This is a genomic window from Pseudomonas petroselini, assembly GCF_045037875.1.
Classification (GTDB): domain Bacteria; phylum Pseudomonadota; class Gammaproteobacteria; order Pseudomonadales; family Pseudomonadaceae; genus Aquipseudomonas; species Aquipseudomonas petroselini.
In genome coordinates, this window is sequence record NZ_CP173614.1 from 5,876,436 (window position 1) to 5,900,240 (window position 23,805).

Consider the following 23,805-nt stretch of genomic DNA (forward strand, 5'->3'; position numbering starts at 1 on the left):
ATGAAAGCGGCGTGCAACACTCGCCGCCTTATTGATAGGGGAGTTTTCCGTGAGACCTGTGGACACCTTGTACTTGCTGGGGCTCGCCGCCATTTGGGGGGCGAGCTTCCTGTTCATGCGCATCATCGCGCCGGAGATCGGCACGGTACCGACGGCGTTTTTCCGCGTGTCGATTGCCGCCGCCGGGTTGCTGGTGATCCTGGCGGCCATGCGGGTGAAATGGGACTTCCAGGGCAAGTTCAAGACGGTGTTGCTCTTGGGGGTGATCAACTCCGGAATCCCGGCGACGATGTATTCGGTGGCCGCCCAAGTGCTGCCGGCGGGTTACTCGGCGATTTTCAACGCCACCACGCCATTGATGGGCGTATTGATCGGCGGGCTGTTTTTCAGCGAGCGCCTGACCCCGTCGAAAGTCGCCGGCGTCTGCCTGGGCCTGTTGGGCGTGGGCGTGCTGACCCGCGCGGGGCCCGTGGCGTTTGACCTGGAATTGCTGATGGGCGCGCTCGCGTGTTTGCTGGCGACCACCTGTTACGGCTTTGCCGGGTTCCTCGCACGGCGCTGGTTGGATCAGCGCGGAGGGTTGGACAGCCGCCTCTCTGCCCTGGGCAGCATGCTCGGCGCCACCTTGTTCTTGTTACCGTTCTTCGCTTACAGCGCCGTCAGCCAGCCGCCCGCCAGTTGGGGTGGGTGGCAGGTGTGGTTGTCGCTGCTGGGGTTGGGCCTGGTGTGCACGGCGTTTGCCTACATCCTGTACTTCCGCCTGCTGACCTCCATCGGGCCGGTGAAGTCGATGACCGTGACCTTCATGATCCCGCCGTTCGGCGTGCTGTGGGGCGCGTTGCTGCTGGATGAGCCGTTGTCGATGGCGCACCTGTATGGCGGGGTATTGATCGCGGGAGCGTTGTGGTTGGTGTTACGCCCGAAGAGACTGTCAGCGCGCTTGGGGTGAGCGGGCTTGCCAGAGTTTTCATGTGGCCCCCTGGGGCGGGTCGCTATAATGCCGCCCAGATTTTTCCAAGGACTCCCCATGATCGCATTGCCCTGGCTGTACCTGGCGCTTCTTTCCATCGGCTATCTGCTGGCCTTGATCTACGGGCAACTGGGGATGCTGGCGGGCGTGTCCATCGCGTTGCTGCTGATCGCCGGCTACGCGGTCCGCCAGCAACGCACGCCTTGGGCGCGCTACCTCGGCCACGGGCTGTTTATCGTACTGGCCCTGAGCCTGGCGATGCATTGGCTGCCGGGTTTCTACAATGGGCACGGCATTGCCCCGCAGCGTTTCACCGAGGATGCCGTGCCCTTCTCGATGTACTTGAACCAGGACAAGCCGCTGATTGGCTTCTGGCTGTTGCTGGCCTGCCCGTGGATCGTGGCGCGGCGCTCGCTGCGCCTGTCGATCTGCGTGGCCGCCCTGGCCCTGACCCTCACCGCCATCGCCGCGCTGGGCGGCGCCACCTTGCTGGGTGTGATCAGTTGGGCGCCGAAATGGCCGGAACAGGCGTGGCTGTGGGTCCTCAATAACCTGCTGTTGGTGACCCTGGTGGAAGAGGCCTTGTTCCGGGGCTATGTACAGGGCGGCTTGAGCCGACGCTTCAAACACCTGCCTTACGGCGAGAACCTCGCCTTGTTGCTGGCATCGCTCTTGTTCGGCCTGGTGCACATCGGAGCGGGCTGGCACTGGGTGCTGTTGGCGAGCATCGCCGGCGTGGGGTATGGCCTGGCTTATCGTTTTGGTGGCATGGGCGCGGCGGTTGCCACGCACTTTGGTTTGAATCTGCTTCACTTCGGGTTGTTTACCTACCCGATGCTGGCCGGGTGATTGTTGCAAAATTAAGTTAAATAAAAGCGTTTTCCGGCCGACAACCCTTGAAAGCCTTGCGGATTGAACAATCATGCGTAATAACCAACCCGTTACCCAGCGCGAACGTACCTTCCCCGCTCAGCAACGGTTGATCTCCACCACCGATGCCAAAGGCGTGATCACCTACTGCAACGACGCCTTTGTCGAGATCAGTGGGTTCTCCCGCGACGAACTGGTGCGTGCCCCGCACAACCTGGTGCGTCACCCGGATGTGCCGGGCGCGGTCTTCGCGCATATGTGGTCGACGCTCAAACAAGGCTTGCCATGGATGGGCATTGTCAAGAATCGCTGCAAGACCGGTGATCACTATTGGGTTAACGCCTACGTGACGCCGGTTTTCGAAGGCAACCAGGTGGTCGGCTACGAATCGGTGCGCATCAAGCCCACCGCCGAGCAGATCCGCCGCGCCGAAGCGCTCTACCAACGCATCAATCAAGGCAAGTCGGCGATTCCCCAACGCGATAAGTGGCTGCCGGTGTTGCAGGACTGGCTGCCGTTTATCCTGGTGAGCCAGTTGAGCTTCATGATCGGTGCGTCACTCAACTCCCACTGGGGCTTTGCCCTGGCGGCAGGGTTGTCGGTGCCGTTGGGCCTGCTCGGCCTGAGCTGGCAACAGCGCGGTCTCAAGCGTTTGCTGCGCCTGGCCGAGCAGACCACCTCCGACCCGTTGATCGCGCAGATGTACACCGACAGCCGTGGCGCCCAGGCGCGCCTGGAGATGTCGATCCTCAGCCAGGAGGCGCGTCTTAAGACCTGTCTCACGCGCTTGCAGGACACCGCCGAACACCTCAACGACCAGGCCGCGCAGTCCAACACCCTGGCGCATAACAGCTCCAGCGGCCTGGAACGCCAGCGCGTGGAAACCGAACAGGTGGCCACGGCGGTCAACCAGATGGCGGCCACCACCCAGGAAGTCGCCAGCCACGTGCAGCGCACGGCCGACGCCACCCAGGAAGCCAACCGCCTGACCGGCCGTGGCCGCGACATCGCCGGGGAAACCCGCGAGGCGATCCAACGCCTGTCTGTCGCGGTGGGCGAAACCGGCGTGACCGTCACGCAACTGGCCAAGGACAGCGATGAAATCGGCGGCGTGGTCGATGTGATCAAAGGCATTGCCGACCAGACCAACCTGCTGGCGCTCAACGCCGCCATTGAAGCGGCGCGTGCCGGCGAGATGGGCCGCGGGTTTGCGGTCGTTGCCGACGAAGTCCGTCAACTGGCACAGCGCACGGCTGAATCGACCGGGCAGATCCACGCCCTGATCGCCAAGCTGCAGCAAACCGCCGCCGCCGCCGTGCAAACCATGGACGCCGGGCATCGCCAGGCCGAAGAAGGCGTGGCGCGGGTGATGGAAGCGGATCAGGCGTTGGTGGGCATCAGTGAGGCGGTAGCGCATATCACCGACATGACCACGCAGATCGCCGCTGCCACCGAAGAGCAAAGCTCGGTGGCCGAAGAGATCAGTCGTAACATCAGCACCATTGCGCTGTTGGCCGACCAGACTTCGGAACAGGCGATGAACTCGGCGCAGTTGAGTGAAGAATTGACGCATACCGCGAATACTCAGTATTCGCTGGTAGAGCGTTTTAACCGGTAGACCGCTTTCGCGAGCAAGCCCGCTCACACATTTGACGGTGTTCACATATTCATCTGTGTGAATACAGTCAATGTGGGAGGGGGCTTGCTCCCGATAGGGCCCTAGCAGGCAAACAGAAACTCAGCCACTGCCACCGCCGCAGCCTCCAGATGCTGCTCATGACTGAACCCCGACGCTTTCAACGGCTTCAAGTCATGATCCCCCGCCACCAGCCACATCATCTCGATGCTCGGCGATAATTCATACCCCTCCACCGCCGCCCGATTGCCCAGCGCATCGCGCTCGCCCTGCACGATCAACGTCGGCGTCTTCAACCCGGCCAAATGCTCGACCCGTGGCTTTTCCGGCTTACCCACCGCATAGAACGGATACCCCAGGCACACCAGTGCATCGGCGCCTAATTCATCGGCCAATAAACTGGCCATGCGCCCGCCCATCGACTTGCCACCAACGGCCAGTTTCCCAGCGACATGACGTCGCACCTCGGCATACACCTCACGCCAGGCTTCCAGCAGTTTGGGCGCCGGGTTCGGCGGGCGTTTGCCACCGTCCACACGGCGCTGGGCCATGTAGGGAAACTCGAAGCGCAACACGTTCACGCCATGCCCCGCAAGGCGCGCAGCCATGTCGTTCATGAAGGCTGAGTCCATCGGTGCGCCGGCACCGTGGGCCAGGATCAGCGTCACGGGCGTGCCCTTCGCGGCAGTCGACGCGGCATCCCACAACCCGCCGCGTTCGCGCACACACTGCGCCCATTGATCCCCGTCAATACTGGCCTTGTGCTCTTTGCCCATGCTTGCCTCGCTTTTTAGTCTGCCTATAACTCCAGCCCAAGTGCCGCATCTGCTTGGGTTGAACCGTGGATGGGGAACCATGAACACTACTTTAAGTACCGCCTATAACTACAAGGTGGTCCGCCAATTCGCCATTATGACGGTGGTGTGGGGCATCGTCGGCATGGGGCTCGGGGTTTTTCTCGCGGCCCAATTGGTCTGGCCTGCACTCAACTTCGATTTGCCGTGGACCAGCTTCGGGCGCCTGCGCCCGCTGCACACCAACGCGGTGATCTTCGCCTTCGGTGGCTGCGCCTTGTTCGCCAGCTCCTTCTACTCGGTACAACGCACCTGCCAAACCCAGCTGTTCGCGCCGAAGATCGCCGCGTTCTGCTTCTGGGGCTGGCAGTTGGTCATTCTCTTGGCCGCCATCTCCTTGCCGCTGGGCTACACCAGCTCCAAGGAATACGCCGAGCTGGAATGGCCGATCGACATCCTGATCACCATCGTGTGGGTGGCTTACGCCATTGTGTTCTTTGGCACCGTGGCCAAGCGCAACACCAAGCACATCTACGTCGGCAACTGGTTCTTCGGTGCGTTCATCATCACCGTGGCTATCCTGCATATCGTTAACAACCTGGAAATCCCGGTCAGCCTGACCAAGTCCTACTCCCTCTATGGCGGTGCGACGGATGCCATGGTGCAGTGGTGGTACGGGCATAACGCGGTAGGCTTTTTCCTCACCGCCGGCTTTCTGGGGATGATGTACTACTTCGTGCCCAAGCAGGCCGAGCGTCCGGTGTACTCCTATCGCTTGTCCATCGTGCACTTCTGGGCGCTGATCACCCTGTACATCTGGGCCGGCCCGCACCACTTGCACTACACCGCACTGCCGGACTGGGCACAGTCGCTGGGCATGGTGATGTCGCTGGTGCTGCTGGCACCGAGCTGGGGCGGCATGATCAACGGCATGATGACCCTGTCGGGCGCCTGGCATAAATTGCGCAGCGACCCGATCCTGCGCTTCCTGGTGGTGTCGCTGGCGTTCTACGGCATGTCGACCTTCGAAGGCCCGATGATGGCGATCAAGACCGTCAACGCCCTTTCCCACTACACCGACTGGACCATCGGCCACGTCCACGCCGGCGCCCTTGGCTGGGTGGCAATGATCTCCATCGGTGCGCTGTACCACATGATCCCGAAAATCTTCGGCCGCGAGCAGATGTACAGCCTCGGCCTGATCAACGCGCACTTCTGGCTGGCCACCATCGGCACCGTGCTCTACATCGCCTCGATGTGGGTCAACGGCATCGCCCAGGGCCTGATGTGGCGTGCGATCAACGAAGACGGCACGCTGACCTACTCCTTCGTCGAAACCCTGGTGGCCAGCCACCCAGGCTTCATCGTGCGGCTGGTGGGCGGCGCCATCTTCCTCAGCGGCATGTTCCTGATGGCTTACAACACGTGGCGCACCGTGCGTTCCGCGCAGCCCGTCGAAGCCGCCACTACTGCGCAGCTGGCCTGAGGAGTCGATGATGAAACACGAAACGATTGAAAAGAACGTCGGCCTGCTGATGCTGCTCATGGTGCTCGCCGTGAGCATCGGCGGCCTGACCCAGATCGTCCCGCTGTTCTTCCAGGACGTGACCAACAAGCCGGTCGAAGGCATGAAGCCCTACACCGCGCTGCAACTGGAAGGCCGTGACATCTACATCCGCGAAGGCTGCGTACAGTGCCACTCGCAGATGATCCGCCCGTTCCGCGCCGAGACCGAACGCTACGGCCACTACTCGGTCGCCGGCGAGAGCGTCTGGGACCACCCGTTCCTGTGGGGCTCCAAGCGAACCGGTCCGGACCTGGCGCGCGTCGGCGCTCGCTACTCGGACGACTGGCACCGCGCGCACTTGTACAACCCGCGCAACGTCGTGCCCGAGTCGAAAATGCCGGCCTACCCATGGCTGGTCACCGCCGCCGTCGACAGCAGCCACACCGAGACCAAGTTGAAAGTGATGCGCACCCTCGGCGTGCCGTACACAGACGACGACATCAGTGGCGCCGTCGCCAGCCTCAAGGGCAAGACCGAGATGGACGCGCTGGTTTCGTACCTGCAAGTGCTCGGTACTGCCATCAAGAGCAAGAGGTGAGCCATGGGATTTGAATTCGATGCGGGCACCATCCGCGGCCTCGGCACGCTGGTGGTCGCCATCGCCTTTATCGGCCTGTCGCTGTGGGTGTTCAACAACCGGCGCAATGCGGAATTCGAGCAGGCGCGCCTGCTGCCCTTCGCCGATGAAACTTCTCCATCCGACGCTCAAGAAGAGCCTGCAATAAGGAGCACACGGCCATGACCCTATTCTGGAGTACATGGATCTGCGTACTGACCCTCGGCAGCCTGATCGGCCTGACTTGGCTCTTGATCGGCACCCGTAAGGGCGAGACCAAGGGCAGCGTCGACCAGACCATGGGCCACGCCTTCGACGGTATCGAGGAATACGACAACCCGCTGCCCCAGTGGTGGTTCATGCTGTTCGCCGGCACCTTGGTGTTCGCGGTCGGCTACCTGATCCTCTACCCGGGCCTGGGTAACTGGAAAGGCGTGTTGCCGGGCTATGAAGACGGCTGGACCTCGGCCAAGGAGTGGGACAAGGAGATGGCTAAGGCCGACACCAAGTTCGGGCCGATCTTCGCCAAATTCTCGGCCATGCCCGTGGAAGAAGTCGCCAAAGATCCGCAAGCGTTGAAGATGGGCGGTCGCCTGTTTGCCTCCAACTGTGCGGTGTGCCACGGCTCGGACGCCAAGGGCGCGTTTGGCTTCCCGAATCTGGCGGATAACATCTGGCGCTGGGGCGGTTCGGCCGAGGCGATCAAGACCACCATTCTCAACGGCCGTCATGCGGCAATGCCGGCCTGGGGTGACATGCTTGGCGATGAAGGGGTGAAAAACGTCGCCGCCTATGTACGTCACGACGTGGCCAAACTGCCGTTGCCGGCTGACAGCAGCGCTGACTTGGCAGCAGGCCAAACTGCGTTCAACACCACCTGTGTCGCTTGCCACGGTCCGCAAGGCCACGGCATGGAAGCCATGGGCGCGCCCGACCTGACCAAACCGGCCGGTTACATCTACGGCACCAGCCTTGCGCAGTTGCAGCAAACCATCCGCCACGGCCGCCAGGGCCAGATGCCGGCGCAGGAAGTGCTACAGGGTAATGACAAGGTGCACTTGTTGGCCGCCTACGTGTATAGCTTGTCCCATAACGCTGATGGCGCAACGCCAGAAAGCCAGCCCCAGTAACCTCTGAATGCCGCCCCACCTTGGGGCGGCAACTCTACCTGTGGCGAGGGAGCTTGCTCCCGTTGGGCTGCGAAGCGGCCCCAAAATCTTGGCAGCGCTTCTCACGCCAACGCGAGCAAGCTCCCTCGCCACAGCAGTACCTTCTTGTGCGACCCAGTGTCACACCCTTCAAAAGCACACCTTTCCCCTCCTGCCATTCGGGTCTACGCTTCCCTGCACAGCGGACCGATTCTGGCGTACGCAACGACAACCGTTGCGACCCCATAAATATCCTGTCCACTTGATCAGCTTTCTATTTCGGATTTTATCCTTACACGAAACATGGAAAGGGCGCAGAATCTGGCGTGGAACGCATTGATACAGGTCAGCCATTGCGTTGCAATGGCCCCTCGCTTTCTCCATACTTGCGGCCGATTTTACCTATAAAAAAACCTAAACCGTGGAACCTTAGAATGAGCACAGCAATCAGTCCGACTGCTTATAACTATAAGGTAGTCCGCCAGTTCGCCATCATGACGGTGGTCTGGGGGATCCTTGGCATGGGGCTCGGGGTGTTCATCGCCTCGCAACTGGTTTGGCCGGAATTGAATTTCGGTTTGCCATGGACGACCTTTGGCCGCCTGCGCCCGCTGCACACCAACCTGGTGATCTTCGCCTTCGGTGGATGTGCACTGTTTGCCACCTCCTACTATGTCGTGCAGCGAACCTGCCAGACGCGACTGATCTCCGACAGCCTCGCGGCCTTCACCTTCTGGGGTTGGCAAGCGGTCATCCTGGGCGCCATCGTCACCCTGCCGCTGGGTTACACCACCACCAAGGAATACGCCGAGCTGGAATGGCCGATCGCCATTTTGCTCGCCATCGTGTGGGTGACCTATGCCGTGGTGTTCTTCGGTACCATCGTCAAGCGCAAGACCAAGCACATCTACGTGGGCAACTGGTTCTACGGCGCCTTTATCCTGGTGACGGCGATGCTGCACATCGTCAACCACGCCTCGTTGCCGGTGAGCCTGTTCAAGTCCTACTCGGCCTACGCCGGGGCCACGGACGCCATGATCCAGTGGTGGTACGGCCACAACGCCGTGGGTTTCTTCCTGACCACCGGTTTCCTGGGGATGATGTATTACTTCGTGCCGAAACAGGCCGAACGTCCTATTTACTCGTACCGCCTGTCCATCGTGCACTTCTGGGCGCTGATCACCCTGTACATCTGGGCCGGTCCTCACCACTTGCACTACACCGCGCTGCCGGATTGGGCGCAGTCCCTGGGCATGGCGATGTCGATCATCCTGCTGGCCCCGAGCTGGGGCGGCATGATCAACGGCATGATGACCCTGTCGGGCGCCTGGCATAAATTGCGCACCGACCCGATCCTGCGTTTCCTCGTGGTATCCCTGGCGTTCTACGGCATGTCGACCTTCGAAGGGCCGATGATGGCGATCAAGACCGTCAACTCGCTGTCCCACTACACCGACTGGACCATCGGCCACGTTCACGCCGGCGCGCTCGGTTGGGTCGCGATGATCTCCATCGGCGCGATCTACCACATGATCCCCAGACTGTTCGGCCGCGTGCAGATGCACAGCGTCGGGCTGATCAACACGCACTTCTGGCTGGCGACCATCGGTACCGTGCTCTACATCGCGTCGATGTGGGTCAACGGCATCACCCAGGGCCTGATGTGGCGTGCGATCAACGATGACGGCACCCTCACCTACTCCTTCGTCGAAGCGCTGCAAGCCAGCCACCCGGGCTATATCGTCCGCGCCCTGGGCGGTGCGTTCTTTGCCACCGGCATGCTGTTCATGGCCTACAACGTCTGGCGCACCGTGCGTGCCTCGGACCCTGCAGAAGCCGAAGCCGCCGCCAAGATCGCCGTTGTGGGAGCCCACTGATGAAGCATGAAGTAGTCGAGAAGAATATCGGCCTGCTGGCCTTCTTCATGGTCATCGCCGTGAGTATCGGCGGCTTGACCCAGATCGTTCCGCTGTTTTTCCAGGACGTCACCAACAAACCGGTCGAAGGCATGAAGCCGCGCACCGCGCTTGAACTGGAAGGCCGCGACGTCTACATCGCCAACGGATGTGTCGGCTGCCACTCGCAGATGATCCGCCCGTTCCGTGCCGAAACCGAACGCTACGGCCACTACTCGGTCGCCGGTGAAAGCGTGTGGGACCACCCGTTCCTGTGGGGTTCCAAGCGCACCGGCCCGGACCTGGCCCGTGTGGGCGGGCGTTACTCCGATGACTGGCAACGTGCGCACCTGTACAACCCGCGCAACGTGGTGCCTGAGTCGAAAATGCCGGCGTACCCGTTCCTCGTGGAAAACAAGCTCGACGGCAAGGACACCGCGAAGAAGATGGAAGTCTTGCGCACCCTGGGCGTGCCCTACACCGACGAAGACATCGCCGGTGCAGCCGCAGCCGTGAAGGGCAAGACCGAAATGGACGCATTGGTGGCCTACCTGCAAGGCCTTGGCACCATCATCAAAAGCAAACGGTGATTCTTCATGGATATCGGGATGATTCGTGGCTTGGGCACCGTTGTGGTGATGGTGGCCTTTATCGGCCTGGCGTTGTGGGTGTTCAGCCCCAAGCGCAAGTCGGAGTTTGAAGACGCGACCTTGCTGCCTTTTGCGGATGATCCCGAAGCCATCAAGCACGTCGAGCAAGCTTCTAGGAGTAACAAAGAATGACTACGTTCTGGAGTCTGTACGTCACAGTCCTCAGCCTGGGTACCATCTTCGCCCTGACCTGGCTGCTGCTGTCGACCCGCAAGGGCCAGCGCGCCGAGCAAACCGACGAGACCGTCGGCCACTCGTTCGACGGCATCGAGGAGTACGACAACCCGCTGCCCAAATGGTGGTTCATGCTGTTCGTCGGCACCATCATCTTCGCCCTCGGCTACCTGGCGCTGTACCCCGGCCTGGGCAACTGGAAGGGCCTGTTGCCGGGCTACAACTACCTCGACAACGACAAGCAAACCCCCTTCGCCAACGGCCAGACCGGCTGGACCGGCGTGCACGAATGGGAAAAGGAAATGGCCAGGTCGGACGCCAAGTTCGGCCCGATCTTCGCCAAATTCGCGTCGATGCCCATTGAAGAAGTGGCCAAGGACCCGCAAGCCTTGAAGATGGGTGGCCGCCTGTTCGCCTCCAACTGCTCGGTGTGCCACGGTTCCGACGCCAAGGGCGCCTACGGCTTTCCCAACCTGACCGATGCCGACTGGCGTTGGGGCGGCGACCCGGCCACCATCAAGGAAACCATCATGAAGGGCCGCCATGCGGTGATGCCCGCCTGGCTGGATATCCTCAAGGAACAAGGCGTCAGCGATGTGGCCGCGTTCGTCGTCACCAACCTCGACGGGCGCAAACTGCCGGAAGGGGTGAAAGCCGACGTGGCCAACGGCGAAAAACTCTTCGCCGCCAACTGCGTGGCCTGCCACGGCCCGGCCGGTAAAGGGACGCCCGCCATGGGCGCACCCGACCTGACCCACCCGGGTGCATTCATCTACGGTTCGAGCTTCGCCCAACTGCAACAGACCATCCGTTGGGGCCGCCAGGGCCAGATGCCTGCGCAGGAGCAACTGCAGGGGAACGACAAGGTGCACTTGCTGGCAGCCTATGTTTACAGCTTGTCCCATGGGGATAAGAAGGCTGAAGAGCAATAAAAGCCGCTGCAATAGCAATGTGGGAGGGGGCTTGCCCCCGATAGCGGTGGGTCGGTAGCAGTTGCTCTGGCTGACACACTGCAATCGGGGGCAAGCCCCCTCCCACATTCGAAGGCCTCCAACACTTTTGAGGTCAGGGTCGGCAAAAACCGTCCATACTTCCCAAGTCAATTGATCCAGATCACGTACACCATCAATTGATTTCACCCAACGCGACCAAAGGTCGCACCCTTGACGTACTATCGGGGGCGTATCATTAAGCCACTGCAACACCCTTCATTTGACCCCGGTTGGCACGTACTGGCCGAGGCAAATCTCCACCGCCGTGGGATGCAATGATGAGCAACCAGATACCGGTACATGACGTTACCCCGCCTGCCAAACACACAAACGGTTCCGACAGTAAAACCGTCGACCTCTACGCCTCGCGAGAGAAAATCTACACCCGCGCCTTCACCGGCCTGTTCCGTAATTTGCGCATGCTCGGCGGTGCCGGCCTGTTCCTGCTCTACTTCGGCACCGTGTGGCTGAACTGGGGTGGCCACCAGGCCGTGTGGTGGAATCTGCCCGAACGTAAATTCTTTATTTTTGGCGCGACCTTCTGGCCCCAGGACTTCATCCTGCTCTCAGGTATTTTGATTGTTGCGGCGTTTGGCCTGTTCTTTATCACCGTGTACGCCGGTCGCGTGTGGTGCGGTTATACCTGCCCGCAAAGCGTATGGACATGGATCTTCATGTGGTGCGAAAAGGTCACCGAAGGCGACCGCAACCAGCGCATCAAGCTGGATAAAGCGCCGATGGGCGCCAACAAATTCCTGCGCAAATTCAGCAAGCACACCCTGTGGCTGCTGATCGGTTTTGTCACCGGCATGACCTTCGTCGGCTACTTCTCCCCCATCCGCGAACTGGTGTTCGAGTTCTTCACCGGCCAGGCCGATGGCTGGTCGTATTTCTGGGTCGGCTTCTTCACCCTCGCCACCTATGGCAACGCCGGTTGGCTGCGCGAACAAGTGTGCATCTACATGTGTCCGTACGCGCGCTTCCAGAGTGTGATGTTCGACAAGGACACCTTGATCGTTTCCTACGACCCACGCCGTGGCGAGGTGCGTGGCCCGCGCAAAAAAGGCATCGACTACAAGGCTCAGGGCCTGGGGGATTGCATCGATTGCACGATGTGCGTACAGGTGTGCCCGACCGGTATCGACATCCGCGACGGCCTGCAGATCGAGTGCATCGGCTGCGCCGCCTGTATCGACGCCTGCGACAACATCATGGACAAGATGGACTACCCGCGCGGCCTGATCAGCTACACCACCGAGCACAACCTGTCGGGGCAGAAAACCCACAAGCTGCGCCCGCGCCTGATCGGTTACGCCCTGGTATTGCTGGCGATGATGGGCCTGCTGGCGGCGGCATTCTTCATGCGCTCGCTGGTGGGTTTCGACGTAAGCAAGGACCGTGTGCTGTACCGCGAGAACGCCGAAGGCCGTATCGAAAACGTCTACAGCCTGAAGATCATGAACAAGGACCAGCGCGACCACACCTACGTGCTCGATGCCGCGGGCTTGCCGGACCTCAAGCTGCAAGGCCGTCGCGAAATCAAGGTGGCTGCCGGCGATATCGTCAGCATGCCGGTGGAGCTGTCGAGTGCGCCGGAACAGTTGCCGTCGAGCACCAACGAGGTGACATTCATCCTCACCGATGCCGATGACGCCAGTGTCCACATTGAAGCCAAGAGCCGATTCATCGGCCCCCAAGTCCGCTAATCGCTAACAGAGAACCGAACAATGTCCGTAGCAACTGCCGCAAGCCCTTGGTACAAGCACCTCTGGCCCTGGATCATCATTGGGATCCTGGCCTGCTCGGTGACCTTAACCTTGTCCATGGTGACCATCGCGGTGAATAACCCGGACAACCTGGTCAACGACAACTACTACGAGGCCGGCAAAGGCATCAACCGTTCCCTGGACCGCGAGCTGCTGGCCCAGACCCTGCAACTGCGCGCCAAGGTGCACCTGGATGAGCTGACCGGTGAAGTCGAGGTGAACCTCACCGGCAACAGCAACCCGACCACCCTGGAATTGAACCTGATTTCCCCGACCCAGCCAGAGAAGGATCGCAAGATCAACCTGGCCCGCAGCGACAGCGAACCCGGCCGCTACATCGGCCAAGTCACCGATAAGGTCGAAGGCCGGCGCTTCGTCGAGTTGCTCGGTGTGGAAGGCGATCGCACCTGGCGCATGTTCGAGGAAGAACAGGTCAGCCACGACAAAGACTTGCTGCTGGGTGATGAACCGTTGCAGGGTGCCGAAGACCTGAAAAAATAAACACCTGCGCTTCGTGCATCGCGGGCAAGCCCGCTCCCCCTGGATCGCGGTCCCCTGTGGGAGTGGGCTTGCCCACGATGAGGCCCTCCCAGCCCCTATAGATTCCAGATCATGACCACCCCCTGCTACCACTGCGCCCTCCCCGTCCCCTCCGGCAGCCGGTTTACCAGCGTGATACTCGGCGCGCGCCGCGAGCTGTGCTGCACCGGCTGCCAGGCCGTGGCCGAAGCGATTGTGGCCGGGGGCCTGGAAAGCTATTACCAGCACCGCAGTGAAGCCTCGGCCAACCCCGAAACGCTGCCGGTGCAGTTGCTGGACGAGCTGGCGCTGTATGACCGCGCCGACGTGCAAAAACCCTTTGTGCGCCACGAAGGCGACCTCGCCGAAGCCACCCTGCTAATGGAAGGCATCAGCTGCGCCGCCTGCGGCTGGCTGATCGAAAAACACCTGCGCAGCCTGCCCGCCGTGGCCGAGGCGCGGCTGAACCTGTCCAACCACCGCTTGCAGGTGCGCTGGGCGGATGGGCAACTGCCGCTGAGCCAGCTGCTCAGTGAGCTGCGCCATATCGGCTACGCCGCCCACCCTTATCAAGCCGACCGCGCCGCCGAGCAACTGGCCGGAGAAAACCGCCTGGCCCTGCGCCAACTGGGTGTGGCCGGGCTGTTGTGGTTCCAGGCGATGATGGCAACCATGGCCACCTGGCCGGAATTCAATATCGACCTGAGCCCGGAGCTGCATGTGATCCTGCGCTGGGTGGCGATGTTTCTCACCACGCCCATCGTGTTCTACAGCTGCGCACCGTTTTTCAAGGGTGCGATGCGCGACCTGCGCACCCGCCACCTGACCATGGATGTCTCGGTGTCATTGGCCATCGGCGGTGCGTACCTGGCGGGGATCTGGACCGCGATCACCGGTGTGGGTGAGTTGTACTTCGATGCGGTGGGCATGTTTGCACTGTTCCTGCTGGCCGGTCGCTACCTGGAACGTCGTGCCCGCGAGCGTACGGCCGCCGCCACCGCGCAGTTGGTCAACCTGCTGCCCGCCTCCTGCCTGCGACTCAAGGCCGATGGCCAGAGTGAACGCATCCTGCTCCCCGAACTGGCGCTGGGCGACCGTGTACTGGTGCATCCTGGCGCGGTGCTGCCGGCGGACGGTGTGATCCTCGACGGCCAATCGAGCATTGATGAATCCCTGCTCACCGGGGAGTACCTGCCGCAACCGCGCCAAACCGGGGATACGGTCACGGCGGGCACCCTTAACGTCGAAGGTGCCTTGACCGTCGAAGTCCGCGCCCTGGGTCATGACACGCGCTTGTCCGCCATCGTGCGCCTGCTGGAACGGGCCCAGGCCGAGAAACCGCGCCTGGCGCAGATCGCCGACCGCGCCGCGCAGTGGTTCCTGTTGTGCTCGCTGATCGCGGCCGCGCTGATCGGTCTGCTGTGGTGGGAGCTGGACGCGTCACGGGCGTTCTGGATTGTGCTGGCGATGCTGGTAGCGACCTGCCCCTGTGCATTGTCCCTGGCCACGCCCACTGCCCTCACCGCCGCCACCGGCACCTTGCACAAACTGGGGCTGCTGCTGACCCGTGGCCATGTGCTGGAAGGGCTGAACCAGATCGATACGGTGATTTTCGACAAGACCGGCACCCTCACCGAAGGGCGCCTGGCATTGAGAGCGATCCGGCCCTTGGGCAGCTTGAGCACCGACCTGTGCCTGAGCCTCGCCGCCGCCCTCGAAAACCGCTCCGAACACCCGATTGCGCGTGCCTTTGGGCGTGCACCGCTGGCCGCCGACGAGGTGCTCAGTTCGCCAGGACTGGGCCTTGAAGGCCGCGTGGGCGAGCGCCTGCTGCGCATTGGTCAACCGGGCTTTGTCTGCGAACTCAGTGGCTGCGCGATTCCCGCTGCGCCGGAGCTTTCCGGCCAATGGCTGCTGCTTGGCGATCGCGAAGGCGCCCTGGCCTGGTTTGTGCTCGACGACCGCCTGCGCAGCGACGCCCCAGCGTTGCTGGCCGCGTGCAAGGCGCGCGGTTGGCGCACGCTGCTGCTGTCCGGGGACAGTTCGCCGATGGTCGCCAGCGTCGCCGCCGAGCTGGGTATCGATGAAGCCCACGGCGGCCTGCGCCCGGATGACAAGCTGCGCGTGCTGCAACACCTGCACAAGGAAGGCCGCAAGGTGCTGATGCTCGGCGATGGGGTCAACGATGTGCCGGTACTCGCCGCCGCCGACATCAGCGTGGCCATGGGCACGGCCACGGACCTGGCCAAGACCAGCGCCGATGCCGTGCTGCTGTCCAATCGACTGGACGCGCTGGTACACGCCTTTACCCTGGCACGGCGCACCCGCCGGGTGATCATTGAAAACCTGCTATGGGCCGGGCTGTACAATGGCCTTATGCTGCCGTTTGCCGCCCTGGGCTGGATCACCCCCATCTGGGCCGCGATCGGCATGTCCCTCAGTTCATTGACCGTGGTGCTCAACGCCCTGCGCCTGACTCGCCTGCCGAGCGCGCCGGCGGCCCGAGCCCCCTCAGTAACCCGCCCGCTGCCGGTGTGAACCGCGCGAGCATGGAGTGCAGATGCCAGCTTTATACGTGATGATTCCGGCGGCGCTGCTATTAGTGGGTGTGGCCATCTACATCTTCTTCTGGGCCGTGGACAGCGGGCAGTACGACGACCTCGACGGCCCGGCCCATAGCGTGTTGTTCGACGACCAGGACCCGAACCACCTGGCTGCCATCGACGAAGCCAACGACGCCGAACACCCGTCCAAGCCCAAAGACCCGCCCCATGCTTGAGCTGGCGCCGCTGTTGGTCTCCGCGCTGATTCTCGGCCTGCTGGGGGGCGGCCATTGCCTGGGCATGTGCGGCGGGCTGATGGGCGCGCTGACCCTGGCGATTCCCAAGGAACAGCGTGGCCGCAGGTTTCAACTGCTGCTGGCGTACAACCTGGGCCGAGTGCTCAGCTACGCCGCGGCCGGGCTGTTGATCGGCCTGGCCGGCTGGGCGGTGGCGAACAGCCCGGCGGCGATGTTCATGCGCGTACTGGCCGGGCTGTTGTTGATCAGCATGGGCCTGTACCTGGCCGGCTGGTGGAGCGGCCTCACCCGCATCGAAAGTCTCGGACGCGGCCTGTGGCGGCATATCCAGCCCGTGGCCGGTCGTTTGTTGCCGGTCTCCAGCCTGCCGCGCGCATTGCTGCTGGGCGCGTTGTGGGGCTGGTTGCCGTGCGGGTTGGTCTACAGCACATTGCTGTGGGCGGCCAGCCAGGGCAATGCGCTGGACAGCGGACTGTTGATGCTGGCGTTCGGGCTGGGGACCTGGCCGGTGCTGTTGGCGACCGGCCTGGCGGCTGAGCGCGTCACGGCGCTATTGCGCAAACGCAGCGTGCGCATGGCCGGAGGGCTGCTGGTGATGCTGTTCGGCATATGGACATTGCCCGGTCCGCATCAGCACTGGTTGATGGGCCACTAACGCGCTGTGGCATAGCGCCGCTCCCTGTTGATGCAAATCAAGGTGCGCCCCTCGGCCAGCCCCTAGACTCGGCCCACTAGCCTATCCGGGGGAACGCCCGCATGCTCGACGCCATTCGTTGGGACACCAATCTGATTCACCGTTACGACCTGGCGGGACCGCGCTACACGTCCTACCCCACCGCCGTACAATTCGACAGCCAGGTCGGCACCTTTGACCTGCTCCACGCCCTGCGTGAGAGCCGCAAGGCCGCGCGGCCGCTGTCGCTGTATGTGCATGTGCCGTTCTGCGCCAACATTTGCTATTACTGTGCCTGCAACAAGGTGATCACCAAGGACCGCGGCCGCGCCCTGCCCTACCTGCAACGGCTGGAGCAGGAAATCCAGCTGGTGGCCTGCCACCTCGACCCGAAACAACCGGTGGAACAGCTGCACTTCGGCGGCGGCACGCCGACCTTTCTCAGCCACGACGAATTGCGCCAGGTCATGAACTGCCTGCGCCAGCACTTCAACCTGCTGGATGATGACTCCGGCGACTACGGCATCGAGATCGACCCGCGTGAAGCCGACTGGGCCACCATGGGCCTGCTGCGTGAGCTGGGTTTCAACCGCGTAAGCATCGGCCTGCAAGACCTCGACCCCGAGGTGCAACGGGCCGTCAATCGCCTGCAAAGCCTGGAGGAAACCCGCGCGGTGATCGATGCGGCACGTACGCTGCAATTTCGCTCGATCAATATCGACCTGATTTACGGCCTGCCCAAGCAAACGCCCATCAACTTCGCGCGCACGGTAGAGGAAGTGATCAAGTTGCAACCGGACCGCCTGTCGGTGTTCAACTACGCCCACCTGCCGGAACGCTTCATGCCCCAGCGGCGCATCAACACCGACGACCTGCCCTCCCCGGCGGAAAAGCTGCTGATGCTGCAAACCACCATCGAGCAACTGACCCAGGCCGGGTACCGCTACATCGGCATGGACCACTTCGCCCTGCCGGACGACGAACTGGCCATCGCCCAGGAAGAAGGCACCCTGCAACGCAACTTTCAGGGCTACACCACCCACGGCCATTGCGACTTGATCGGGCTCGGGGTGTCGGCGATCAGCCAGATCGGTGATCTTTACTGCCAGAACAGCAGTGACCTCACCGGCTACCAGAACACCTTGGCGGGCGCGCAACTGGCCACCAGCCGCGGGCTGGTCTGCACCACGGACGATCGCTTGCGACGGGAAGTGATTCAGCAGTTGATCTGCAATTTCAGCCTGGCATTCGAGAACATCGAGCAGGCATTCAACATTGATTTTCGTGGGTATTTCGAGGAGATCTGGCCGCAACTCCAGGCAATGGCCGAAGATGGCCTGATCGAACTCGACGCCCAGGGCATTCGTGTATTGCCCGCCGGGCGACTGCTGGTGCGGTCGGTGTGCATGGTGTTCGATGCCTACCTGGAGCACCAGAATCGGCAACGATTTTCACGGGTGATCTGATTACATCGACAACGAGGCGGCCTTCATCGAGTCGTTGGCGCTCATACCTTTCATCGACTTGGCCAGGGAGGTCTGAGCCGACATCAGGCCCGCCTGCAAAGCACTGATTTCGCTTTGCAGAGCACTGGTCTTGGCTCGAGCCTCTTCGGGCGAGAGGTTATTGGCCGCCGCGACTGCCGCCAGTTCGGCCTGTTTTTCGGCGATCTGCTGTTTCAGTTGGCGGATCATTTTCAGCACCTGTTTGACGTTGTCGTCCAAACCACTGTCATCGATATCCGCATTGGAGCTTTTCGCCGCACCAGCGGCTTTGAAGGCATCGGCGGAAATAGTCACGGTCACACCTTCAACCACCTTGGGTGCAGTAGCCGTTTCAGCGCCTGGTGCTTCTTCCTTGGCCTCAGCCAATGGTTTTGCATCCGGCACAGTCGGAATGCGGATGGCAGGGTTGTAGGCGGCTATAACAGACATGATCCAGGCTCCGGCTAAATAGGTATGCCTGCTGTATCGACCTCGATACAAAAAGCTTTATACGGCTGTCGTTTTTTTGTACAGGCTGGCCTCACTGCCACCCGGTGCGTTACCCTTACGTCTTATGTGTGTTTTCCCACAAGGATTTAAGAAATGTCCGAGCCAGTTAAACTGCGCGCTCACAGCCAGGCCCATTGCAAGGATTGCAGCCTGGCCCCCCTCTGCTTGCCACTTTCACTGAATTTGGAAGACATGGAAGCGCTGGACGAGATCGTTAAACGCGGTCGCCCGCTGAAAAAAGGCGAGTTTCTGTTTCGCCAGGGCGACAAGTTCGATTCCGTTTATGCAGTGCGTTCGGGCGCGTTGAAGACGTTCAGCCTGAGCGATGGCGGCGAAGAGCAGATCACTGGTTTCCACCTGCCCAGCGAACTGGTGGGGTTGTCGGGCATGGACACCGAGATTCACCCCGTGTCGGCCCAGGCCCTGGAGACCACATCGGTGTGCGAAATCCCTTTCGAACGCCTGGACGAACTGGCCCTGCAATTGCCGCAACTGCGTCGCCAGCTGATGCGGGTGATGAGCCGCGAAATTCGCGACGACCAGCAAATGATGCTGCTGTTGTCGAAGAAAACCGCCGACGAGCGCATCGCCACGTTCCTGGTCAACCTGTCCGCACGGTTCCGTGCCCGTGGTTTCTCGGCCAACCAGTTCCGCCTGAGCATGTCGCGCAATGAAATCGGCAACTACCTGGGCCTCGCGGTGGAAACCGTGTCCCGCGTATTCACCCGCTTCCAGCAGAACGCACTGCTTGCCGCCGAAGGCAAGGAAGTGCATATCCTCGACCCGATCCAGCTGTGTGCACTGGCCGGTGGTTCGCTCGAAGGTTAAGGCACTCGAAGGTTAAGAGAAGGGTTGATCCAGACACCTGCGGCGCGCCAATCGGCGAGGTCGCAGGTATACTTCGAGTCCGTTTCCAGCCCAGGACTCTTCGACGATGACCTTCGATTCGTTCGACATCAAATCCCTGATCCGCCCCGTCATCGACTTCCCCAAGCCTGGGGTGATCTTTCGTGACATCACTCCCCTGTTCCAATCGCCCCGCGCCCTGCGCCTGGTAGCGGACAGCTTTGCCCAGCGTTATGTCGAAGCCGACTTCACCCATATCGGCGCGATGGATGCACGGGGCTTCCTGATCGGCTCGATCATCGCCTACCAACTGAACAAGCCGCTGATCCTGTTCCGCAAGCAGGGCAAGCTGCCCGCCGACGTGCTGGCCGAGGGTTATCAGACCGAGTACGGCGAGGCCTTCCTGGAAGTGCACGCGGACAGCCTGTGCGAGGGCGACTCGGTGTTGATGTTCGATGATTTGATCGCCACCGGCGGCACCCTGATCGCCGCGGCGAACCTGGTGCGGCGCATGGGGGCGAAGATCTTCGAAGCAGCGGCGATTATTGATCTGCCGGAGCTGGGTGGCTCGCAGCGGTTGGAAGATATGGGGATTCCGACGTTTTGCTTGACGCAGTTTGCGTTGACTGAACGTTAAGGTTTACCTGGGCCGGCCTCTTCGCGGGCAAGCCCGCTCCCACATTTAATGGAGTTCACACATTCATATGTTGTGAATACGATCAAGTGTGGGAGGGGGCTTGCCCCCGATGAGGCCATCCGCAGCACTGCACATCACAACCCCATCTGCTTGCTGATGATCTCATTCATCACTTCACGCGTACCGCCACCGATGGACAGGATGCGGTTGTCACGGTACAGCCGCTCCACCAGGCTGCCGCGCATATACCCCTGGCCACCGAGGATCTGCACCGCGTCGTAGGTGACGCGGTCGGCGGTGTCGGTGGCCAGGTTCTTGGCCATCGAAATCTCCTTGATCACGCTGATACCTGCGGCCATTTTTGCCGCCTGGCGGTAGGTGAATTCGCGGGAGACCTCCACGGCAGTGGCCATCTCTGCCAGGCGATGCTTGAGCACTTGGAATTTACCGATAGGCTTGCCGAACGCTTCGCGCTGGGCCGCCCATTTGAGGCTTTCCTCCAAGGCCATCTGCGCGGTCATGTTGGCCATCAGGGCCAAGGCCAGGCGTTCGCTCTGGAAGTTGCCCATGATGCAGGCAAAGCCCATGTTCTCGGCGCCGATCAGGTTGCCTACGGGCACGCGGCAATCGTCGAAGAATAATTCAGCCGTGTCCGACGCCCACCAGCCCATTTTCTTCAGCGGCTGGCCGACGCTGAAACCGGGGGTGTCTTTTTCGATCAGCAGCAGACTGATACCGGCAAAGCCCGACCCGCCGGTGCGCACGGCCACGGTGTAGAAATCGGCGCGGATGCCGCTGGTGATGAAGGTCTTGCTGCCGCTGACGCGGTAATGGTCACCGTCGCGAATGGCGCGGGTCTGCAGGCTGGCCACATCGGAACCGCCGCCCGGTTCGGTGACCGCCAGGGCGATGATCTTTTCACCCGACAGCACCTGGGGCGCCACCCGTTCGCGCACCTCGGGCCGGGCCCATTTGACGACGGGCGGCAGGCCGATATCCAACGACCCCAGCCCCGCCACGACACCGCCAGAGCCGCAGCGCATCAACTCCTCGCTGGCGGCCACCTTGGCGAACAGATCGCCTTCATGGCTACCCCCCAGGGCTTCGGGATAACCGATGCCGAGAATCCCCGCTGCGCCGGCCTTGAGGTACAGCTCGCGGGGAAAGCTTTCCGCCTCCTCCCACTACTCGATGCCGGGCAACAGCTCACGCTCGACAAAGCGACGCACGCTGTCGCGGACCAATTGGTGGTTGGGGTCGAAGTAGTCCAGGTAGGCAGACATCGGCAAACTCCACGGGGGGGGGGAGGAGGGAAATTACCAAGCGCTTGCTTGGTTATCAAGCCGTACTCAGCGATTGCTAATGGCACAAACGCGATGTGGAAGGGGGCTTGCTTTGGTGAAGCAGCCAGTCTCCCAGCGAATCTAATGGGGCTGCTTCGCAGCCCAGCGCGGGGCAAGCCCGCTCACCACAGCAAGCCAGCTCCCACATTTGTAGTGCGGTGGTCTTTAGAGGGCGATGGGTTTACGCCCGGCGAAGGAATGCGCCAGCGTCCCACCATCCACCAACTCCAACTCGCCACCCAGCGGCACGCCGTGGGCGATGCGCGAGGTGATCAGGCCTTTGTTGGTCAGCAATTGGGCGATGTAATGCGCGGTCGCCTCACCTTCCACCGTCGGGTTGGTGGCCAGGATCACTTCGGTAAAGGTGCCCTGCTCTTCGATGCGCGCCACCAGTTGCGGAATGCCGATGGCTTCCGGGCCCAGGCCGTCCAGCGGCGACAGGTGGCCCTTGAGCACAAAGTAGCGCCCACGATAACCGGTCTGCTCTACCGCGTAGACATCCATCGGCCCCTCCACGACGCACAGCAGTGTGTCGTCGCGGCGAGGGTCGGCGCATTGCGGGCAGAGCTCTTCCTCGGTGAGGGTGCGGCACTGGCGGCAGTGGCCCACGCCGGTCATGGCCTGGCTCAGGGCCTGGGCCAACCGGGTGCCGCCGCTGCGATCACGCTCGAGCAATTGCAGCGCCATACGCTGGGCGGTTTTCTGGCCGACACCCGGCAATGTGCGCAGGGCGTCGATCAGTTGGCGAATCAGGGGGCTGAAGCTCATGGGCAATGGTCCGACAAAACAACGAGACGCGGTTTATACCCGCGCCCCGGATTAGCGTCAAATCCTCAATCCTGCGCGACGCGCACCACCAACTTGCCGAAGTTGCGCCCTTCCAGCAAACCGATAAAGGCCTCGGGTGCCTGCTCCAGGCCGTCGACCACGTCCTCGCGGAATTTAATCTTGCCATCGCGCACCCAAGGCGCCATGGCGCTGAGGAACTCCGGCTGGCGATCACCGTAGTCATCGAACACGATAAAGCCCTGGATGCGCACACGCTTGGTCAGCAACGTACGCTGCAGTGCGGGCAACCGGTCAGGACCGCTGGGCGCCTCGTGGGCGTTGTAGCCGGCGATCAGGCCGCACAACGGAATGCGCGCCTTGGGGTTAAGCAGCGGCATCACGGCATCAAAGACCTTGCCGCCGACGTTTTCAAAATAGATGTCCACACCGTTGAAACACGCTTGGGCCAAGTCATCGGCAAAATTCGCACTCTTGTGGTCGACGCAGGCATCAAAGCCCAATTCGTCCACCACGTAGCGGCATTTGTCGGCGCCCCCTGCGATGCCCACTACACGCAAGCCTTTGAGCTTGGCCACCTGCCCCACCACCGAGCCCACCGCGCCGGACGCTGCGGCGACCACCAGGGTTTCGCCCGCCTTGGGCTGCCCGATGTCCATCAGGCCCATGTAGGCGGTCATACCCGGCATGCCCAACACACCCAAGGCCATGGACGGGCTCGCCAGGCCGCTAGGCACCGGGATCAGGTTGCGACCATCGGAAATGCTATGGCTCTGCCAGCCGGTAGCGCCGACGACCAGGTCGCCCACTTCGAATTTCGGGTTACGCGACTGTTCGATACGGCTGACAGCGCCACCGGTCATCACTTCGTCGATTTCCACCGGAGCTGCGTAGGACGGTGCATCGCTCATACGTCCGCGCATGTAGGGGTCGAGGGACAGGTACAGGGTTTTCAGCAGGACCTGGCCGTCAGCCAAGTCAGGCAGATTCACACGCTCCAGGCGGAAATTTTCCGGGGTCGGTGCGCCTTGAGGGCGTGAGACCAGGACAATGCGCTGGTTCAGGATCGGTTCTTGAGGCATGAAGGGGCTCCTTTATCGAATGTATCGGTATAGGGTGCAGACCCTGCGTGGCGTACCAGGGTTCGATCCAATTGGCACACAAAAAAATGCCAGGCACGTGGCCTGGC

Annotated in this window: 23 protein-coding genes and 1 pseudogene; 19 read left to right on the forward strand and 5 right to left on the reverse strand. The window is 61.9% G+C overall.

Annotated features, from left to right (window positions below; all coding sequences use genetic code 11):
* Positions 1-49: 49 nt before the first annotated feature.
* The 3 genes from ACI512_RS27050 (at position 50) to ACI512_RS27060 (ending at position 3,458) form a co-directional block, all read left to right on the forward strand.
* Positions 50-949 carry a DMT family transporter gene (locus tag ACI512_RS27050; RefSeq protein WP_064052679.1) on the forward strand — a complete coding sequence of 300 codons (900 nt, stop codon included), beginning with the start codon at positions 50-52 and terminating at the stop codon, positions 947-949.
* A 78-nt stretch (positions 950-1,027) separates the two neighbouring features.
* The gene (locus ACI512_RS27055; RefSeq protein ID WP_236380994.1) at positions 1,028-1,819 is read left to right on the forward strand and encodes a CPBP family intramembrane glutamic endopeptidase; all 792 of its coding nucleotides are present in this window, start codon (positions 1,028-1,030) and stop codon (positions 1,817-1,819) included.
* A gap of 73 nt (positions 1,820-1,892) precedes the next feature.
* Entirely contained in the window at positions 1,893-3,458 is a 1,566-nt protein-coding gene (locus ACI512_RS27060) for a PAS domain-containing methyl-accepting chemotaxis protein (RefSeq protein ID WP_046035983.1), read from the forward strand.
* A gap of 101 nt (positions 3,459-3,559) precedes the next feature.
* On the opposite strand, the gene ACI512_RS27065 is transcribed toward ACI512_RS27060, so the two are convergent.
* Positions 3,560-4,252, reverse strand: coding sequence for an alpha/beta family hydrolase (locus ACI512_RS27065; RefSeq protein ID WP_064052677.1), 693 nt, complete (start codon positions 4,250-4,252; stop codon positions 3,560-3,562).
* A gap of 79 nt (positions 4,253-4,331) precedes the next feature.
* Here ACI512_RS27065 and ccoN (ACI512_RS27070) point away from each other — a divergent pair, with 79 nt between their 5' ends.
* From ccoN (ACI512_RS27070) to hemN, 14 genes are all read left to right on the forward strand, one after another.
* Entirely contained in the window at positions 4,332-5,756 is a 1,425-nt protein-coding gene (gene ccoN, locus ACI512_RS27070) for a cytochrome-c oxidase, cbb3-type subunit I (protein WP_064052676.1), read from the forward strand.
* Between the two features lie 10 nt (positions 5,757-5,766).
* Positions 5,767-6,375: a cytochrome-c oxidase, cbb3-type subunit II gene (ccoO, locus tag ACI512_RS27075; protein ID WP_017735321.1), complete on the forward strand. Its 609-nt coding sequence runs from the start codon at positions 5,767-5,769 to the stop codon at positions 6,373-6,375.
* Positions 6,376-6,378: 3 nt separating this feature from the next.
* A complete protein-coding gene (locus tag ACI512_RS27080) occupies positions 6,379-6,579 on the forward strand; it encodes a cbb3-type cytochrome c oxidase subunit 3 (protein ID WP_236380996.1) in 201 nt (66 codons plus the stop codon).
* Positions 6,576-7,523 (forward strand): cytochrome-c oxidase, cbb3-type subunit III, encoded by a 948-nt coding sequence (gene ccoP / locus ACI512_RS27085; RefSeq protein WP_064052675.1) that lies wholly within the window; start codon positions 6,576-6,578, stop codon positions 7,521-7,523. The genes ACI512_RS27080 and ccoP (ACI512_RS27085) overlap by 4 nt, the downstream gene beginning before the upstream one ends.
* A 452-nt stretch (positions 7,524-7,975) precedes the next feature.
* Positions 7,976-9,418, forward strand: coding sequence for a cytochrome-c oxidase, cbb3-type subunit I (gene ccoN / locus ACI512_RS27090; protein WP_015885300.1), 1,443 nt, complete (start codon positions 7,976-7,978; stop codon positions 9,416-9,418).
* The gene (gene ccoO / locus ACI512_RS27095; protein WP_003193167.1) at positions 9,418-10,026 is read left to right on the forward strand and encodes a cytochrome-c oxidase, cbb3-type subunit II; all 609 of its coding nucleotides are present in this window, start codon (positions 9,418-9,420) and stop codon (positions 10,024-10,026) included. Before ccoN (ACI512_RS27090) ends, ccoO (ACI512_RS27095) begins: the two co-directional genes overlap by 1 nt.
* A 6-nt stretch (positions 10,027-10,032) precedes the next feature.
* On the forward strand, positions 10,033-10,218 hold the full coding sequence (locus ACI512_RS27100) for a CcoQ/FixQ family Cbb3-type cytochrome c oxidase assembly chaperone (protein WP_003175465.1): 186 nt from the start codon (positions 10,033-10,035) through the stop codon (positions 10,216-10,218).
* Positions 10,215-11,192, forward strand: coding sequence for a cytochrome-c oxidase, cbb3-type subunit III (gene ccoP, locus ACI512_RS27105; RefSeq protein ID WP_015885301.1), 978 nt, complete (start codon positions 10,215-10,217; stop codon positions 11,190-11,192). The genes ACI512_RS27100 and ccoP (ACI512_RS27105) overlap by 4 nt, the downstream gene beginning before the upstream one ends.
* 338 nt (positions 11,193-11,530) lie before the next feature.
* Positions 11,531-12,958, forward strand: coding sequence for a cytochrome c oxidase accessory protein CcoG (ccoG, locus tag ACI512_RS27110; protein WP_015885302.1), 1,428 nt, complete (start codon positions 11,531-11,533; stop codon positions 12,956-12,958).
* Positions 12,959-12,979: 21 nt separating this feature from the next.
* Positions 12,980-13,519 carry a FixH family protein gene (locus ACI512_RS27115; RefSeq protein WP_015885303.1) on the forward strand — a complete coding sequence of 180 codons (540 nt, stop codon included), beginning with the start codon at positions 12,980-12,982 and terminating at the stop codon, positions 13,517-13,519.
* A gap of 111 nt (positions 13,520-13,630) precedes the next feature.
* A complete protein-coding gene (locus ACI512_RS27120) occupies positions 13,631-16,075 on the forward strand; it encodes a heavy metal translocating P-type ATPase (protein ID WP_405121435.1) in 2,445 nt (814 codons plus the stop codon).
* Positions 16,076-16,097: 22 nt separating this feature from the next.
* Positions 16,098-16,316, forward strand: a complete 219-nt coding sequence (ccoS, locus tag ACI512_RS27125) for a cbb3-type cytochrome oxidase assembly protein CcoS (protein ID WP_064052672.1) — start codon at positions 16,098-16,100, stop codon at positions 16,314-16,316.
* Positions 16,309-16,992, forward strand: a complete 684-nt coding sequence (locus ACI512_RS27130; RefSeq protein ID WP_236382009.1) for a sulfite exporter TauE/SafE family protein — start codon at positions 16,309-16,311, stop codon at positions 16,990-16,992. The genes ccoS and ACI512_RS27130 overlap by 8 nt, the downstream gene beginning before the upstream one ends.
* Positions 16,993-17,093: 101 nt before the next feature.
* Positions 17,094-18,476, forward strand: a complete 1,383-nt coding sequence (gene hemN, locus ACI512_RS27135) for an oxygen-independent coproporphyrinogen III oxidase (RefSeq protein ID WP_046035977.1) — start codon at positions 17,094-17,096, stop codon at positions 18,474-18,476.
* Here the strand turns inward: hemN and ACI512_RS27140 are convergent, their stop codons facing one another.
* On the reverse strand, positions 18,477-18,944 hold the full coding sequence (locus ACI512_RS27140; RefSeq protein WP_064052670.1) for a FlxA-like family protein: 468 nt from the start codon (positions 18,942-18,944) through the stop codon (positions 18,477-18,479). It lies immediately after the preceding gene.
* A 153-nt stretch (positions 18,945-19,097) separates the two neighbouring features.
* Here ACI512_RS27140 and fnr point away from each other — a divergent pair, with 153 nt between their 5' ends.
* Both fnr and ACI512_RS27150 read left to right on the forward strand, forming a co-directional pair.
* Positions 19,098-19,832 (forward strand): fumarate/nitrate reduction transcriptional regulator Fnr, encoded by a 735-nt coding sequence (gene fnr / locus ACI512_RS27145; RefSeq protein WP_236382008.1) that lies wholly within the window; start codon positions 19,098-19,100, stop codon positions 19,830-19,832.
* A gap of 106 nt (positions 19,833-19,938) precedes the next feature.
* On the forward strand, positions 19,939-20,487 hold the full coding sequence (locus ACI512_RS27150; protein WP_046035975.1) for an adenine phosphoribosyltransferase: 549 nt from the start codon (positions 19,939-19,941) through the stop codon (positions 20,485-20,487).
* Between the two features lie 134 nt (positions 20,488-20,621).
* Here ACI512_RS27150 and ACI512_RS27155 read toward each other — a convergent pair.
* From ACI512_RS27155 to ACI512_RS27165, 3 genes and pseudogenes are all read right to left on the reverse strand, one after another.
* Positions 20,622-21,770, reverse strand: a pseudogene (locus ACI512_RS27155) (acyl-CoA dehydrogenase family protein).
* A 225-nt stretch (positions 21,771-21,995) separates the two neighbouring features.
* Positions 21,996-22,598, reverse strand: a complete 603-nt coding sequence (recR, locus tag ACI512_RS27160) for a recombination mediator RecR (protein WP_015885312.1) — start codon at positions 22,596-22,598, stop codon at positions 21,996-21,998.
* Positions 22,599-22,663: 65 nt separating this feature from the next.
* Complete coding sequence (locus ACI512_RS27165) at positions 22,664-23,698, reverse strand: NADP-dependent oxidoreductase (RefSeq protein WP_046036433.1); 1,035 nt, start codon at positions 23,696-23,698, stop codon at positions 22,664-22,666.
* Between the last annotated feature and the right edge of the window lie 107 nt (positions 23,699-23,805).

Bases quoted from the DNA above. Each gene is read 5' to 3' on its own strand.
- ACI512_RS27055 (WP_236380994.1), top strand. From the start codon at position 1,028: ATGATCGCATTGCCCTGGCTGTACCTGGCGCTTCTTTCCATCGGCTAT.
- ACI512_RS27060 (WP_046035983.1), top strand. From the start codon at position 1,893: ATGCGTAATAACCAACCCGTTACCCAGCGCGAACGTACCTTCCCCGCT.
- ACI512_RS27065 (WP_064052677.1), bottom strand. From the start codon at position 4,252: ATGGGCAAAGAGCACAAGGCCAGTATTGACGGGGATCAATGGGCGCAG.
- ccoN (WP_064052676.1), top strand. From the start codon at position 4,332: ATGAACACTACTTTAAGTACCGCCTATAACTACAAGGTGGTCCGCCAA.
- ccoO (WP_017735321.1), top strand. From the start codon at position 5,767: ATGAAACACGAAACGATTGAAAAGAACGTCGGCCTGCTGATGCTGCTC.
- ACI512_RS27080 (WP_236380996.1), top strand. From the start codon at position 6,379: ATGGGATTTGAATTCGATGCGGGCACCATCCGCGGCCTCGGCACGCTG.
- ccoP (WP_064052675.1), top strand. From the start codon at position 6,576: ATGACCCTATTCTGGAGTACATGGATCTGCGTACTGACCCTCGGCAGC.
- ccoN (WP_015885300.1), top strand. From the start codon at position 7,976: ATGAGCACAGCAATCAGTCCGACTGCTTATAACTATAAGGTAGTCCGC.
- ccoO (WP_003193167.1), top strand. From the start codon at position 9,418: ATGAAGCATGAAGTAGTCGAGAAGAATATCGGCCTGCTGGCCTTCTTC.
- ACI512_RS27100 (WP_003175465.1), top strand. From the start codon at position 10,033: ATGGATATCGGGATGATTCGTGGCTTGGGCACCGTTGTGGTGATGGTG.
- ccoP (WP_015885301.1), top strand. From the start codon at position 10,215: ATGACTACGTTCTGGAGTCTGTACGTCACAGTCCTCAGCCTGGGTACC.
- ccoG (WP_015885302.1), top strand. From the start codon at position 11,531: ATGAGCAACCAGATACCGGTACATGACGTTACCCCGCCTGCCAAACAC.
- ACI512_RS27115 (WP_015885303.1), top strand. From the start codon at position 12,980: ATGTCCGTAGCAACTGCCGCAAGCCCTTGGTACAAGCACCTCTGGCCC.
- ACI512_RS27120 (WP_405121435.1), top strand. From the start codon at position 13,631: ATGACCACCCCCTGCTACCACTGCGCCCTCCCCGTCCCCTCCGGCAGC.
- ccoS (WP_064052672.1), top strand. From the start codon at position 16,098: ATGCCAGCTTTATACGTGATGATTCCGGCGGCGCTGCTATTAGTGGGT.
- ACI512_RS27130 (WP_236382009.1), top strand. From the start codon at position 16,309: ATGCTTGAGCTGGCGCCGCTGTTGGTCTCCGCGCTGATTCTCGGCCTG.
- hemN (WP_046035977.1), top strand. From the start codon at position 17,094: ATGCTCGACGCCATTCGTTGGGACACCAATCTGATTCACCGTTACGAC.
- ACI512_RS27140 (WP_064052670.1), bottom strand. From the start codon at position 18,944: ATGTCTGTTATAGCCGCCTACAACCCTGCCATCCGCATTCCGACTGTG.
- fnr (WP_236382008.1), top strand. From the start codon at position 19,098: ATGTCCGAGCCAGTTAAACTGCGCGCTCACAGCCAGGCCCATTGCAAG.
- ACI512_RS27150 (WP_046035975.1), top strand. From the start codon at position 19,939: ATGACCTTCGATTCGTTCGACATCAAATCCCTGATCCGCCCCGTCATC.
- recR (WP_015885312.1), bottom strand. From the start codon at position 22,598: ATGAGCTTCAGCCCCCTGATTCGCCAACTGATCGACGCCCTGCGCACA.
- ACI512_RS27165 (WP_046036433.1), bottom strand. From the start codon at position 23,698: ATGCCTCAAGAACCGATCCTGAACCAGCGCATTGTCCTGGTCTCACGC.